Here is a 13,313-nt window from a genome sequence, read left to right as displayed (position 1 = left end):
CTCTACGGCGGCCATAAGGCCGTAAACAGATGGGAGTAAACTTGAAACCAAGATGGGGGCTGCTCTCAAAAAAAACAAGCTCAAAGCGGGCGCAAAAACTGCTTTAAAAGCAAAGGGGCCCGAAGGCCCCTTCTTTATTCCAGCTGCATGACGCTTAAGCGTCTGGTGCAGCCTTGGCAGCCGGCTCACTGTTTTCATAGATATACAGTGGCTTGGACTTGCCTTCTATAACGCTTTCATCGATCACCACTTTACTCACCTCGGACTGCGAGGGAATTTCGTACATGGTGTCGAGCAATACACCTTCGAGAATCGAGCGCAGTCCACGGGCACCGGTTTTACGTTCCAGGGCACGCTTGGCGACCGATTTGAGTGCGTCGGCCCGGAATTCCAGGTCTACGCCTTCCATCTCGAACAGCTTGGCATACTGTTTGGTCAGAGCATTTTTCGGCTCGGTCAGGATCTGCATCAATGCAGCCTCGTCCAGCTCGTCCAACGTCGCAAGTACTGGCAGACGGCCAACGAACTCCGGGATCAAACCGAACTTGACCAAATCGTCAGGCTCGACTTCACGCAGTGATTCGCCAACTTTCTTGCCTTCTTCCTTGCTGCGCACTTCTGCGTTGAAACCGATGCCGCCTTTGGTGGAACGGTTTTGGATAACCTTTTCCAGACCAGAGAATGCACCGCCGCAAATGAACAGGATGTTACGGGTGTCGACCTGCAGGAATTCCTGCTGCGGATGCTTGCGGCCACCTTGCGGCGGAACGGAAGCGACCGTGCCTTCGATCAACTTGAGCAAAGCCTGCTGCACGCCTTCACCGGAAACGTCCCGGGTAATCGAAGGGTTGTCAGACTTGCGCGAAATCTTGTCGATTTCATCGATGTAGACAATGCCCATCTGGGCCTTTTCCACGTCGTAATCGCACTTCTGCAACAGCTTCTGAATGATGTTCTCGACATCTTCACCTACATAACCGGCCTCAGTGAGGGTGGTTGCGTCGGCGATGGTGAAAGGAACATTCAGCAAGCGAGCCAACGTCTCGGCCAGCAGGGTTTTACCCGAGCCGGTAGGGCCGATCAGCAAGATGTTGCTTTTGCCGAGCTCGACGTCGTCATTCTTTTTGTCACGCTGGTTCAGGCGCTTGTAGTGGTTGTAGACCGCTACGGCGAGAACTTTTTTTGCACGCTCCTGACCAATCACATATTGATCAAGGATGCCGCTGATTTCTTTAGGCGAAGGCAATTTATGCGCGCTGCTCTCGGCCTGGGCTTCCTGCACCTCCTCACGGATGATGTCATTGCACAGGTCGACGCACTCGTCGCAGATAAACACCGAGGGGCCGGCAATCAACTTACGCACTTCATGCTGGCTTTTGCCACAGAAGGAGCAATAGAGCAGCTTGCCGTTGTCCTCGCCGTTGCGGGTGTCAGTCATTCGTTCGATCCAAATCCGATAGGCTTGCAACACAAGATGAAGGCTCTTGCGGGCTTTTTCAAGCCCGCCGGTGATCAGACCAGCCGACCAAGCCTATTTTGAGCTGTGTATTTTAAGCTGGGCGCTGGGTGATCACTTCATCGATCAGGCCGTACTCACGCGCGGCTTCTGCACTCATAAAGTTATCGCGGTTGGTATCACGCTCGATTTCTTCAAGCGTGTGCCCGCTGTGTTTGGCCATCAGCGTGTTGAGCCGCTCACGAATGAAGAGGATTTCCTTGGCATGGATTTCGATATCCGAAGCCTGGCCCTGGAAACCGCCCAGTGGCTGGTGAATCATCACGCGAGAGTTAGGCAGGCAGTAACGCTTGCCCGTGGCACCGGCGGTCAGGAGAAACGCGCCCATGCTGCACGCTTGACCAATACAGGTGGTCGAGACGTTGGGTTTGATGAACTGCATGGTGTCATAGATCGACATGCCTGCCGTCACCGAACCGCCCGGGGAGTTGATATAGAGATGGATGTCCTTGTCCGGGTTTTCCGCTTCAAGGAACAGCAATTGCGCACAGATCAGGTTGGCCATGTAGTCCTCTACCGGACCAACCAGAAAGATCACCCGCTCCTTGAGTAGACGGGAGTAGATGTCATAGGCGCGCTCGCCACGAGCAGACTGCTCGACAACCATCGGGACCAGGCCGCCAGCGGCCTGGATATCAGAGTTCTGCTGAATATACGAATTACGGAACATGCTCTGCAGTCACTCCCAAATAGTTATGTCTTGAATACACATAAGCCAGCTCGAAGGCTGGCTTATGGTGTGTGCTTCTTACCGCAAAAACGATCAGTCGGCTTGTGGAGCTTCTACCGGCTTGACTGCTTCTTCGTAAGAGACCGATTTGTCGGTCACGCTAGCTTTCTGCAGAACAGTATCCACAACTTGTTCTTCCAGCACAACCGAACGAACCTCGTTCAACTGTTGGTCATTTTTGTAGTACCAGGACACAACCTGCTCTGGTTCCTGGTAGGCCGAAGCCATTTCCTGAATCATTTCGCGAACGCGGGCGTCGTCCGGCTTCAGGTCGAATTGCTTGACCACTTCAGCCACGATCAGACCGAGTACAACGCGACGCTTGGCTTGTTCTTCGAACAGCTCGGCCGGCAGTTGATCAGGTTTGATGTTGCCACCGAACTGCTGAACAGCCTGCACGCGCAGACGGTCAACTTCGTTGGACAGCAGCGCCTTAGGCACTTCGATCGGGTTGGTGGCCAGCAGACCGTCCATTACCTGATTCTTGACCTTGGATTTGATCGCCTGACGCAGCTCACGCTCCATGTTCTTGCGCACTTCGGCGCGGAAACCTTCCAGACCGGTTTCCTTGATACCGAACTGGGCGAAGAACTCTTCGTTCAGCTCAGGCAGTTTTGGCTCGGAAACAGTGTTCACGGTCACGGTGAACTCGGCAGTTTTACCTGCCAGGTCGAGGTTCTGATAGTCCTCTGGGAAGGTCAGGTTCAAAACACGCTCTTCGCCGGCTTTAGCGCCAACCAGACCGTCTTCGAAGCCCGGGATCATGCGGCCGGAACCCAGCACCAGCTGAGTACCCTTGGCGGAACCACCAGCGAACACTTCACCGTCTACCTTGCCAACGAAATCGATGTTCAGTTGGTCTTCGTTCTGGGCAGCGCGATCAGTCTCTTCAAAACGGGTGTTCTGCTTGCGCAGCACGTCCAGCATCTTGTCCAGATCGGCATCCGCTACGTCAGCGCTCAGGCGCTCAACGGCAATACCTTCGAAACCAGCAACGGTGAACTCAGGGAACACTTCGAAAACTGCAACGTATTCCAGGTCTTTGCCAGCTTCCAGGGACTTCGGCTCGATGGAAGGAGCGCCAGCCGGGTTCAGCTTCTGCTCGACAACCGCTTCGTAGAACGAAGACTGGATCACATCGCCGACAGCTTCCTGACGCGCATCAGCACCGAAACGACGCTTGATTTCGCTCATTGGCACTTTGCCTGGACGGAAGCCAGCAATCTTGGCCTTTTGGGCAGTCTGCTGCAGACGCTTGTTGACCTGAGTCTCGATGCGCTCAGCCGGCACGGTGATGCTCATGCGGCGCTCAAGAGCAGAAGTATTTTCAACAGAAACTTGCATGGATATTCCTCGTTGCACAGACGTTAGCCGGCCGTTTCCGACCCCAGAATCAAGGGCATGCATTCTAGTGGGTCAAACTCAAGAAGTCACCCTACTGAAAACGGGTAAAAACGCAGCAGGCAATTTATAGGCGGGGACAAACGGTTGTGCCTCGCCCTGTTAGCAAATACAGCCTTCAAGCCAGGGCTCTGCATCCATCCTTCTATATACAGAAGACTTCGGCAATCTCTCCCTGACAGCCGACCCCGCGAGGGGACCGACGGACAAATCGGCATCATCGAGAAACACATCTGCGACTCACCGATCCATCTTTTCGACCCAAAATCTGCGGTCGCTTTGGAAATTCCGACTTATAAAACAAAAACGGCGCAGCCCTTTTCAGGTGCTGCGCCGTTCTCTGCTATTAAATAGCTGTTTGTAATGGTGCGGACGGAGAGACTCGAACTCTCACACCTTGCGGCGCTGGAACCTAAATCCAGTGTGTCTACCAATTCCACCACATCCGCATCAAGCTTTTAAAGCAAAGGCGCCAGACTGTTAATCTGGCGCCTTTTCTAAATATGGGGTGGACGAAGGGGATCGAACCCTCGACAACGGGAGTCACAATCCCGTGCTCTACCAACTGAGCTACGCCCACCATAATGCCGTGTTGCCTTACTTGTGCCAAAGCTGCCTAATGGCGCACCCGGCAGGACTCGAACCTGCGACCATCCGCTTAGAAGGCGGATGCTCTATCCAGCTGAGCTACGGGCGCCTTGTTAATCTGTATTCTTGGACGATTACAAACTAAGTGCTTTCAGTCTAACCGAATTAAACCTCAACTCTGCTCGACCTTCTTAACCAGTGCTAGGCTGTGCCCGACAAGTGCGACGAATGTTATAGGCGGCCCTGAGGGTCGTCAACTCTTTTTTAAAAAAAATTCATTTAATTAAAGGGGTTAGAGGAATTTGCAGACCAAGCGCCTTTGCCCTCATCGCATGGCATGCGAGAATGCGTTCTCTTTTTTCCCCCTCTCGATGGTTAATCACGCGCAATGACTGCACAACTAATCGACGGCAAATCGATCGCCGCCAGCCTGCGCCAGCAGATCGCCAAACGCGTCACCGAGCGTCGTCAGCAAGGCCTGCGCACTCCCGGTCTCGCGGTGATCCTGGTCGGCAGCGATCCTGCCTCTCAGGTTTATGTCTCGCACAAGCGTAAAGACTGTGAAGAGGTCGGCTTCCTGTCGCAAGCCTACGACCTGCCTTCCGAAACCACTCAGCAAGCGCTGACCGATCTGATCGATCGACTCAATGATGACCCGGCAATCGACGGCATCCTGCTTCAACTGCCTCTGCCCGAGCATCTCGATGCGTCCAGATTGCTCGAGCGCATTCGCCCGGACAAGGACGTCGACGGTTTCCACCCTTATAACGTCGGCCGGCTGGCCCAGCGTATTCCGCTGCTGCGCCCATGCACGCCGAAAGGCATCATGACCTTGCTGGAAAGCACCGGCGCCGATCTCTACGGGATGGATGCAGTGGTCGTTGGCGCCTCTAACATTGTCGGCCGGCCGATGGCGATGGAATTGCTGCTCGCAGGCTGCACCGTCACGGTCACGCATCGCTTCACCAAAGATCTTGCCGGCCACGTCGGCCGCGCCGATCTGGTAGTGGTAGCGGCCGGTAAACCAGGCCTGGTCAAAGGTGAGTGGATCAAGGAAGGCGCGATCGTGATCGACGTGGGCATCAACCGTCAGGACGATGGCAAGCTGGTCGGCGATGTGATTTACGAAACCGCCCTGCCCCGCGCCGGCTGGATCACGCCGGTACCTGGGGGCGTTGGCCCGATGACCCGCGCCTGCCTGCTGGAAAACACCTTGTATGCGGCAGAAACGTTGCACGCCTGATCCGGCCATGACGTTCACCGTCGTTTAAAACAACCCGCCGATGGCGGGTTTTTTATTGACCGGGAAAACGTTCTGCCACGTGGCGGATTTACCTGTAAATCAGTAGCTTTCAACGGCATTTAGATGAACATTGAACAACCATCGACAGTTATTCAGCCATACTCCAGAATGTGGCGCTTTTGAGAAATAGTCCGTTACAAAACGGCTTATCAACACTTTATGAGTCTGCCAGCGTGAAAATTCGTCTTTCCATCCTGAGTCTGTTTTTCGCATTTACAGGGACGTTCATCACGCCAACGGTCGATGCCGCCGAAACCACCTCGGCGCCTCGAGACAGCAAGCAATTGAAGATCGCTTCCGGCAGCGCATTGCTCCTGGATCTGCAAACCAACAAAGTCATTTATGCCAGCAACCCTGATGTTGTCGTGCCGATCGCCTCGGTGAGCAAGCTGATGACCGGATTGATCGTAGTGGAAGCTCGTCAGAACATGAGCGAGTACTTGTCCATCAACATCAGCGACACGCCGGAAATGAAAGGGGTGTTTTCTCGGGTCAAGCTCAAGAGCGAACTACCGCGCCGGGAAATGCTGCTGATCGCACTGATGTCTTCGGAAAACCGTGCCGCTGCCAGCCTCGCACACCACTACCCGGGCGGTTATGTCGCGTTTATTGCAGCCATGAACGCCAAGGCCAAAGCGCTCGGCATGACCAGCACACATTTTGTAGAGCCCACCGGGCTTTCCCCACGTAACGTTTCCACCGCGCGGGACTTGAGCAAGTTGTTGGTCGCCGCTCACAAATATCCATTGCTGACCGAACTGAGCACGACTAAAGAGAAAACCGTTTCTTTCCGAAAACCCAACTACACGCTGGGTTTTCGTAACACCGATCATTTGGTGAATAAGCCGAATTGGGATATTTCGCTGACCAAAACCGGTTTTACCAATGCAGCGGGGCATTGCCTGGTATTGGTCACAAAGATGGGTAACCGTCCTGTTGCGATGGTCATTCTCGATGCCTTCGGCAAATACACACATTTTGCCGATGCCAGTCGAATTCGCAGTTGGGTTGAGACCGGGAAGAGCGCGGATGTGCCTTCGGTAGCCTTGCAGTACAAATCTGACAAGAACCTCAAGCAACGCCCGAGGGGTGTAGCGGAATCGGCCAAGTAATTCGTTGCCGCAAACAAAAGCCCCGACTATTCGGGGCTTTGTCTTATCCAGCGTCAATCGTTGGGTAGCGGCATTTGATCATCATCCGGAATACCGTCCCCGGCACTTGGATCCCGCGTACCGATCGGACGCTCTGTTGGCGTCACTACAGGCCTGACCAATGGGTCCCGCAGTGGACTTTCCGGATCCATAACCGGATCAAGCTCATCGCCGGGCGTTGTAGGGACACTCTCCGGACGCTTGTCATCAAAACTCGAATCGATAGACATACGCACCTCACGCAAGCTCAGGGTTTCAAATCGCCCAGCGGATCATAAGGCTTCGCCGGTGCCTTAGAATTGTCTTCGGGCTTTTTATCCAGAGGGGCTATCGCAGGCCCGACGGGATCCACCGCAGGATCTGACACGTCGGGGGAATCCGGGTCGAAACCCAATTCATCGTCTGTTGCATTCTCCGACGAATGCGGACCCTTGGGAGTTTTGGAATCTGCCATGTACACCTCCTGGAAATCTGACCCGGAACATCCGCGTCTGAATGCTTAGAGAGGCACCTCGCCAGGCAGTGCCCTGTAAATGACGAGCGGGCTTATTGCGGTGTCAGGGCTTTTTTTGCCCGTGCGGCCGCGGACTCCTGCCCTGCCCGAGCCAGATCGCTCGCCGCGTTGAGCCAGCGCTGCTGATCTACATTCGCCGGAATCTGCTCCGGTTTCTGGATCAGCACGGCCCAGCCGCCAGCGGCCTTGAAGGCTGATTCAAACCCATCAAAACCCATTAATTCTTTGCGGTTCATTCCGGCGCGCAGCAGCACCGTCTGCTTCTGACGGTCATACCCGGCCAGAATCGCGTAACGTGGTTCCGACCAGAATGATGAGCCTTCAGTGTACCGCACCATCACCGGATGTCCGGCGGCAACCTGGGTCAATAGCGCGGACAGCTGGCTGTCGAGGGGATACACAACCATCCCGTATTCACGCGCCAGGTTTTGCATGTTCTGCTGCAACTGCGCCTCGGCACCGGGGAGGCGCAGCGGCTTTTCCAGCAAACCGGGGGTAATCACGATGCCTCTCTGGGACAAAAGACTGGCCAGCACCTGTGGGCCGCTCTGGTAGTCCTGCCCTCGGTAAAACGTGCCGCTGAGCTCCACCCGCTCCGGCAGACGCTTCACTTCTGGCGCGACACTCCCCGCGCATCCCGCGAGGCAGCCAACTACCAATGCCACAATTGCAATTCGCGTAAATACCATCATCACCCTCTGGTCAAGCGCCAGAAGTAAGGCTCCCGGCTTGAGCGTCGATCATAGGATGCCTCGCTGCAACGGTATAGCTTTTACCGGCAGTTCCATGAATTCGTTAGAGCGAAGCAGTTGGTACCGCGTGACCTTTGGTCAATAGCCTGAAACACGCCAGCGACTAGACTGTCACTTGAGAAGCGCGTTCGCCCGATGCAGGGCGGAGAGGAGGCATTGATGAGCCTGACGATGACCATTGTGATGTTGATTGCCGGCTGGCTGGCGGTCGCCACCGCCATGTTGTGGGGCGTGCTGCGGATCACCCGCCGGCACCATCACCACCCTGCTGAGTCGACACCTGCGGTTGAATCCGACAAACCGGATGCGGGGCACGCGACCGCGCACTGACGGCCCTGTTCAACACCCAAACAAAAACGGCCGCCTGGACTCTCTCGAGCTCAGGCGGCCGTTGTTTTATCGCCGGTTACGCTTTAGCGGCAACGCGCTTTTGCTTGGCCCGTCGCGACATCATGTTCAAGCCTTCGATCGTCGCCGAGAACGCCATGGCGGCGTAGACGTAGCCTTTCGGAACATGAGCGCCGAAACCTTCGGCAATCAGCGTCATGCCGATCATGATCAGGAAGCCCAGCGCCAGCATCACGACGGTCGGGTTGTCGTTGATGAACTTGGCCAGCGGATCAGCTGCCAACAACATCACCAGCACCGACACCACCACCGCAATGATCATAATCGGCAAATGCTCGGTCATGCCGACGGCGGTGATGATGCTGTCGATGGAGAACACCAGGTCGAGCATCAGGATCTGGCCGATTGCAGCGGCAAAACCGAGGGTGACGGTCGAGGTGGCCGACTTCGGATCTTCCGGCGCCGGGTCCATGCTGTGGTGGATTTCAGTGGTGGCTTTCCACAACAGGAACAGGCCGCCGGCGATCAGGATCATGTCTTTCCAGGAGAACGCGTGGCCGAGAATCTCGATCACAGGAGCCGTCAACTGGACAATGAACGCGATGGTGCTCAGCAGTGCCAGGCGCAGAATCAGCGCCATGCCGATACCGATGCGCCGTGCTTTTTGCCGATGCTGCTCAGGCAGCTTGTTGGTCAGGATCGAAATAAAGATCAGGTTATCGATGCCCAGCACGATTTCCATCACCACCAGTGTGGCCAGGGCGACCCAGGCAGTAGGGCTAACAGCTAGTTCTAAAAGGTATTCCATGGGTCAGTCCTGACTCGTTTAAGACGGTTTAGATTTCCTGGGACGAAGATTCGCGCTCGCGCTTTTCTTCGGCAGATGGTTCTTTTTTGCTGATCAGGCCGCCTGTCGCTTCACTGATCGCCTGTTCCGCCGCTTTGTGCGTGTCGTCAATGGCCTGCTTGGCGGTTTCAGCCGCCGCGCCCATGAGTTGCTGAGCGCTTTTTTCAGCTTGCTCGCACCCTGCCAGAACCATTAAAGACGTAATGAGCAACGCGGTGGTTTTAAACTTCATGAACCTTCCTCGATAGAACGAAACGCGCCGAAACGATGGCCCGTTGATAGCGACGCATTCTAGGGAGGTGAACAGTTCAGGAAAATTCGTATTTTTACCCGGTATACTTCGGTTTTAACGAACCCAGCCCTGATGGCGCCCTCTCCTCCTGTAGGAGCTGTCGAGTGAAACGAGGCTGCGATCTTTTGACGTTGGTCTTTAAACAAGATCAAGGGATCGCAGCCTCGTTTCACTCGACAGCTCCTACAGGGATCAGAACAGCGGCCAGCGCAGCGGGCATGACGGGGGTCCTGACACGGGCCATGACGGAGGACATATGCTGAATTACCGACAGCTGCATTATTTTTGGGTGGTGGCCAAGACCGGCAGTATCGTACGCGCCTGCGAACAGTTGAACCTGACGCCGCAAACCATCAGCGGGCAGATTTCCTTGCTCGAGCAAACCTATGGCGTGGAGTTGTTTCAGCGCGTCGGCCGGCAACTGGAACTCACTGAAGCCGGGCGTCAGGCCCTGCCCTACGCCGAGCAGATGTTTCAGTTGGGGGGCGAACTGGAATTGATGCTGCGAGCGCAGCCGAACGAACAGCAGATTCTGTTTCGCGTGGGCGTCGCAGACGTGGTGCCCAAATCGATTGTGTATCGCCTGATCGCGCCGACCATGGAATTGAGCGAACCGATGCGCATCACCTGCCGCGAAGACAAGCTCGAACGCTTGCTCGCCGACCTGGCGATTCAGCGCCTCGACCTGGTCATCTCCGACAGCCCGATGCCTACCCATCTGGACATCAAAGGGTACAGCCAGAAACTCGGCGAATGCGGCATCAGTTTTTTCGCCACCGCAGCCTTGGCGGCGCAATACGGCCAGGATTTCCCGCAAAGCCTGCACGGCGCGCCCCTATTGATTCCGGGGCCGGAAACCGTGGTGCGCAGTCGTTTGCAGCGCTGGTTTGCCGAACAGCAAATTCAACCGCGCATTGTCGGCGAGTTCGATGACAGCGCGTTGATGCAGGCATTCGGGCAATCCGGTAGCGGGATTTTCATTGGTCCGAGCGTGATTGCCGACGAGGTGAAACGCCAGTACGGCGTTGAGCTGATCGGCCAGACCGACGCGGTAACCGAGTCGTTTTACGCCATTTCCGTGGAGCGCAAGGTCAAGCACCCTGGCATTGTCGCCATCACCGAGGGTGCCCGACGCGAGCTGTTTACCAGTATTTGACGGCTCAGGCGCAGACTTCGCGCGGTTTGAACGTCATCAGCGCCATCGCCAGCAAAATCGAGAGCAGGATAAAACCGGCCGCCGCAAAACCCAGACCTTGCAGGCCCACGCTGTCGATCACCCGACCGCCGACCATAGCGCCCACGCCAATGCCGAGGTTGGCCCCGGCGATGTTCAACGATGCTGCAAAGGCCGGCGCTTCGGGCGCTGCTTTCATCAAGCGGACGTGACTGACCAGGAACAACGCGGCCTGGGTCACGCCCCAGATGCCCATCGCCGCCGCCAGCCCCAGCGGCGAATGGATGTTTGGCACCAACGCAACCATGCCGGCAATCATAAACGCGCAGAAGGTCATCGACGCGATCAACGGATGACGGTCCACCGCGCGGCCACCCAAGGAGTTGCCGATCAGCCCGACCGCGCCGAACCCCATCAGGCACCAGCCGACGACCGTGCCGTTGAAGCCGGCCAGGCGCTCGAGAATGTCCGCCAGGTAGGTGTAAACGGTGAACATGCCGCTGAACACCAGTACCGACAACAGCACATGGCCGATCATCAAGGGGCTGCGCAAAATCCTGAACTGCGAACGGAAGCTCACCTGATGTTGATGCAGGTCGGTTTTTGGCAGGTAGATAAACAGCAGCAACGCTTTGGCGAACGCGATGACGGCGAGAATGCCGAAGGCGCTGCGCCAGCCGAGCGCATCGGAAATCAGCGTGCCAACCGGAATGCCGAACACAGTGGCGCAGACGATGCCGAAACCGATCTTGGCAATGGCGCGACCTGCGTAATCGGGGCCAACGATGTCCACCGCTGTTTCACTGGCCAACGCCCAGAACACCGGCAGCCCCAGCGCTGGAACCAGGCGAGCGAACGCCATCACCCAGATGTTCGGTGCAAACGCTGCAAGCGTGTTGGCCAAACCAAACATGATCAGCACAGAGATAAACAGCTTGCGGCGTTCGAATCGGGCGAAGTAGGCCGTCAGAAAAGGCCCGAAAGCGGCGACGGTGAAAGCAAACAGGGTCACCAGCAAACCCGCTTGGGGAATGCTCACCGCCAGGTCTCGGGCGATGGCCGGCAACAGGCCGACGATGATGAACTCTGTGGTCAGCACGGTAAAACCGGCGGCGGACAACAGAAGAATGGGCAACAGCATGCAGAACTCCAAAAAAACGACAACACCAGCGACAGCCCGAAGGCCCACTGGCGGAACATGAAAAAGGATGCGCAATCTTAACAGAGTGTTTCCGCGCGCGGTTGCACGAACCTGCCGATCACGTTGAACACACGGGCGACAGTTCGTCACAGGTCTGAAGGAAAAAGACGACGCTGTGATAAAGTCCGCGGCCTGCCATACCCACACTATTCGCCAGCGTTGGCCTGACATCAGTCACGCCACCCGCGCACCTAATAAAATCAGAGATGCCGTTTTATGACTGCCCCATCCCCTTCGCTTCTGCACCGCTTGAAACGCTTGAGCCTGGTGACGCAAATCGTCATCGGCCTGATCGCCGGTATCGTCCTCGCACTGCTCGCGCCCGAGGTGGCCAAGTCCACTGCGTTTATCGGCAAAGTCTTCGTTTCGGCGCTGAAAGCGGTCGCGCCGATTCTGGTTTTTGTGCTGGTCATGGCTTCGATCGCCAACCATAAGCACGGTCAGGAAACTCACATTCGGCCGATTTTGTTCCTTTATCTGCTGGGCACTTTCGCGGCGGCAGTGGTGGCCGTGGTTGCCAGCATGATGTTCCCCTCGAATCTGGTACTTGCCACCCATGACGTCGCGGTGACCGCACCGGGCGGCATCAGTGAAGTGTTGCAGAGTTTGTTGCTGAGCGTCGTGGACAACCCGGTCAGCGCGCTGATGAATGCCAACTTCATCGGCATCCTGGCGTGGGCGATCGGCATGGGCATTGCGATTCGGCATGCCGGCGAAACCACACGTGAAGTGCTTGGCGACTTGTCCAACGGCGTCACACTGATCGTGCGCCTGGTGATCCGTTTCGCGCCGCTGGGGATCTTCGGCCTGGTGGCCTCGACCCTCGCGACCTCCGGTTTCGGCGCGCTGCTCGGCTACGCGCATCTGCTGGCCGTCCTGCTCGGTTGCATGGTGTTCGTGGCGCTGGTGATGAACCCTTTGATCGTGTTCTGGAAACTGCGTCGCAACCCGTACCCGCTGGTACTGACCTGCCTGCGCGAAAGTGGCATCACCGCGTTTTTCACCCGCAGCTCGGCGGCAAATATTCCGGTCAACCTGGAATTGAGCAAGCGCCTGGGCCTGCATGAGGATACGTACTCGGTGTCGATCCCGCTGGGCGCCACGATCAACATGGCCGGTGCGGCGATCACCATCACTGTGCTGACACTGGCCGCCGTGCATACGCTGGGCATTGCCGTGGACATTCCGACCGCGATCCTGCTGAGCGTCGTCGCCGCAATCTGCGCCTGTGGCGCGTCGGGCGTGGCGGGCGGTTCGTTGTTGCTGATCCCACTGGCCTGCAGTCTGTTCGGCATTCCGAGCGAGATCGCTATGCAAGTGGTTGCGGTCGGTTTCATCATCGGTGTGCTGCAGGATTCGGCCGAGACCGCGCTGAACTCGTCCACTGACGTGCTGTTTACGGCGGCGGCGTGCCTGGGTGAAGAAGAGAAAGCTGCGCGAGTGGCGTGACGCTCGAGAGATCGCAGCCTCGTTTCACTCGACAGCTGCTACAGGGA

14 protein-coding genes and 3 tRNA genes are annotated in these 13,313 nt (G+C 56.6%); 5 read left to right on the top strand and 12 right to left on the bottom strand.

Translation table 11 applies throughout. The features are described 5' to 3' along the window. Positions 1 to 154 precede the first annotated feature (154 nt). The 6 genes from clpX to DU29_RS0122555 all read right to left on the bottom strand — a co-directional run bounded on the left by clpX (position 155) and on the right by DU29_RS0122555 (position 4,344). Positions 155 to 1,438 carry an ATP-dependent Clp protease ATP-binding subunit ClpX gene (clpX, locus tag DU29_RS0122580; RefSeq protein ID WP_007946893.1) on the bottom strand — a complete coding sequence of 428 codons (1,284 nt, stop codon included), beginning with the start codon at positions 1,436 to 1,438 and terminating at the stop codon, positions 155 to 157. 112 nt (positions 1,439 to 1,550) lie between these two features. Further along, positions 1,551 to 2,186, bottom strand: a complete 636-nt coding sequence (gene clpP, locus DU29_RS0122575) for an ATP-dependent Clp endopeptidase proteolytic subunit ClpP (protein WP_028623746.1) — start codon at positions 2,184 to 2,186, stop codon at positions 1,551 to 1,553. Positions 2,187 to 2,279: 93 nt separating this feature from the next. Further along, positions 2,280 to 3,590: a trigger factor gene (tig, locus tag DU29_RS0122570; protein WP_028623745.1), complete on the bottom strand. Its 1,311-nt coding sequence runs from the start codon at positions 3,588 to 3,590 to the stop codon at positions 2,280 to 2,282. Positions 3,591 to 4,011: 421 nt separating this feature from the next. Then, positions 4,012 to 4,096 (bottom strand) — tRNA-Leu (locus DU29_RS0122565). Positions 4,097 to 4,151: 55 nt separating this feature from the next. Beyond that, positions 4,152 to 4,227, bottom strand: a tRNA-His gene (locus DU29_RS0122560). Between the two features lie 40 nt (positions 4,228 to 4,267). Then, positions 4,268 to 4,344: transfer RNA gene (locus DU29_RS0122555), tRNA-Arg, on the bottom strand. 279 nt (positions 4,345 to 4,623) lie between these two features. Here DU29_RS0122555 and folD point away from each other — a divergent pair. Then, positions 4,624 to 5,478: a bifunctional methylenetetrahydrofolate dehydrogenase/methenyltetrahydrofolate cyclohydrolase FolD gene (gene folD / locus DU29_RS0122550; protein WP_028623744.1), complete on the top strand. Its 855-nt coding sequence runs from the start codon at positions 4,624 to 4,626 to the stop codon at positions 5,476 to 5,478. Between the two features lie 233 nt (positions 5,479 to 5,711). Continuing rightward, the gene (gene pbpG / locus DU29_RS0122545; RefSeq protein WP_028623743.1) at positions 5,712 to 6,650 is read left to right on the top strand and encodes a D-alanyl-D-alanine endopeptidase; all 939 of its coding nucleotides are present in this window, start codon (positions 5,712 to 5,714) and stop codon (positions 6,648 to 6,650) included. Positions 6,651 to 6,703: 53 nt separating this feature from the next. On the opposite strand, the gene DU29_RS1000000131755 is transcribed toward pbpG, so the two are convergent. From DU29_RS1000000131755 to DU29_RS0122535, 3 genes are all read right to left on the bottom strand, one after another. Beyond that, positions 6,704 to 6,919 carry a hypothetical protein gene (locus DU29_RS1000000131755; protein WP_081832530.1) on the bottom strand — a complete coding sequence of 72 codons (216 nt, stop codon included), beginning with the start codon at positions 6,917 to 6,919 and terminating at the stop codon, positions 6,704 to 6,706. 17 nt (positions 6,920 to 6,936) lie between these two features. Next, positions 6,937 to 7,143: a DUF6021 family protein gene (locus DU29_RS0122540; RefSeq protein ID WP_028623742.1), complete on the bottom strand. Its 207-nt coding sequence runs from the start codon at positions 7,141 to 7,143 to the stop codon at positions 6,937 to 6,939. 92 nt (positions 7,144 to 7,235) lie between these two features. Continuing rightward, positions 7,236 to 7,895 carry a peptidase C39 family protein gene (locus tag DU29_RS0122535; RefSeq protein ID WP_033050796.1) on the bottom strand — a complete coding sequence of 220 codons (660 nt, stop codon included), beginning with the start codon at positions 7,893 to 7,895 and terminating at the stop codon, positions 7,236 to 7,238. Positions 7,896 to 8,114: 219 nt separating this feature from the next. On the opposite strand from DU29_RS0122535, the gene DU29_RS1000000131750 reads away from it, so the two are divergent. Then, positions 8,115 to 8,285, top strand: a complete 171-nt coding sequence (locus DU29_RS1000000131750) for a hypothetical protein (RefSeq protein WP_177326979.1) — start codon at positions 8,115 to 8,117, stop codon at positions 8,283 to 8,285. A 76-nt stretch (positions 8,286 to 8,361) separates the two neighbouring features. Here DU29_RS1000000131750 and DU29_RS0122525 read toward each other — a convergent pair whose 3' ends face one another. Together DU29_RS0122525 and DU29_RS0122520 are read right to left on the bottom strand one after the other, a co-directional pair. Next, positions 8,362 to 9,111: a TerC family protein gene (locus DU29_RS0122525; protein ID WP_028623740.1), complete on the bottom strand. Its 750-nt coding sequence runs from the start codon at positions 9,109 to 9,111 to the stop codon at positions 8,362 to 8,364. Between the two features lie 28 nt (positions 9,112 to 9,139). Then, a complete protein-coding gene (locus DU29_RS0122520; protein ID WP_028623739.1) occupies positions 9,140 to 9,382 on the bottom strand; it encodes a hypothetical protein in 243 nt (80 codons plus the stop codon). Positions 9,383 to 9,698: 316 nt separating this feature from the next. On the opposite strand from DU29_RS0122520, the gene nhaR reads away from it, so the two are divergent. Continuing rightward, positions 9,699 to 10,598: a transcriptional activator NhaR gene (gene nhaR / locus DU29_RS0122515; RefSeq protein WP_028623738.1), complete on the top strand. Its 900-nt coding sequence runs from the start codon at positions 9,699 to 9,701 to the stop codon at positions 10,596 to 10,598. Between the two features lie 4 nt (positions 10,599 to 10,602). Here the strand turns inward: nhaR and DU29_RS0122510 are convergent, their stop codons facing one another. Beyond that, positions 10,603 to 11,757, bottom strand: a complete 1,155-nt coding sequence (locus DU29_RS0122510; RefSeq protein ID WP_028623737.1) for an MFS transporter — start codon at positions 11,755 to 11,757, stop codon at positions 10,603 to 10,605. A 276-nt stretch (positions 11,758 to 12,033) separates the two neighbouring features. Between DU29_RS0122510 and sstT the strand changes: the two genes are divergently transcribed. Beyond that, entirely contained in the window at positions 12,034 to 13,266 is a 1,233-nt protein-coding gene (gene sstT / locus DU29_RS0122505) for a serine/threonine transporter SstT (RefSeq protein WP_028623736.1), read from the top strand. Positions 13,267 to 13,313: the final 47 nt, after the last annotated feature.

The organism is Pseudomonas sp. Ant30-3 (genome assembly GCF_000690905.1).
GTDB lineage: Bacteria > Pseudomonadota > Gammaproteobacteria > Pseudomonadales > Pseudomonadaceae > Aquipseudomonas.
The sequence above is the reverse complement of the archived record's forward strand: the minus strand, read 5'-3'. Positions and strand labels throughout refer to the sequence as shown.

Bases quoted from the DNA above. Each gene is read 5' to 3' on its own strand.
- sstT (WP_028623736.1), top strand. From the start codon at position 12,034: ATGACTGCCCCATCCCCTTCGCTTCTGCACCGCTTGAAACGCTTGAGC.
- DU29_RS0122535 (WP_033050796.1), bottom strand. From the start codon at position 7,895: ATGATGGTATTTACGCGAATTGCAATTGTGGCATTGGTAGTTGGCTGC.
- folD (WP_028623744.1), top strand. From the start codon at position 4,624: ATGACTGCACAACTAATCGACGGCAAATCGATCGCCGCCAGCCTGCGC.
- DU29_RS1000000131750 (WP_177326979.1), top strand. From the start codon at position 8,115: ATGAGCCTGACGATGACCATTGTGATGTTGATTGCCGGCTGGCTGGCG.
- nhaR (WP_028623738.1), top strand. From the start codon at position 9,699: ATGCTGAATTACCGACAGCTGCATTATTTTTGGGTGGTGGCCAAGACC.
- clpP (WP_028623746.1), bottom strand. From the start codon at position 2,186: ATGTTCCGTAATTCGTATATTCAGCAGAACTCTGATATCCAGGCCGCT.
- DU29_RS0122540 (WP_028623742.1), bottom strand. From the start codon at position 7,143: ATGGCAGATTCCAAAACTCCCAAGGGTCCGCATTCGTCGGAGAATGCA.
- DU29_RS0122510 (WP_028623737.1), bottom strand. From the start codon at position 11,757: ATGCTGTTGCCCATTCTTCTGTTGTCCGCCGCCGGTTTTACCGTGCTG.
- DU29_RS0122520 (WP_028623739.1), bottom strand. From the start codon at position 9,382: ATGAAGTTTAAAACCACCGCGTTGCTCATTACGTCTTTAATGGTTCTG.
- tig (WP_028623745.1), bottom strand. From the start codon at position 3,590: ATGCAAGTTTCTGTTGAAAATACTTCTGCTCTTGAGCGCCGCATGAGC.
- clpX (WP_007946893.1), bottom strand. From the start codon at position 1,438: ATGACTGACACCCGCAACGGCGAGGACAACGGCAAGCTGCTCTATTGC.
- DU29_RS0122525 (WP_028623740.1), bottom strand. From the start codon at position 9,111: ATGGAATACCTTTTAGAACTAGCTGTTAGCCCTACTGCCTGGGTCGCC.
- DU29_RS1000000131755 (WP_081832530.1), bottom strand. From the start codon at position 6,919: ATGTCTATCGATTCGAGTTTTGATGACAAGCGTCCGGAGAGTGTCCCT.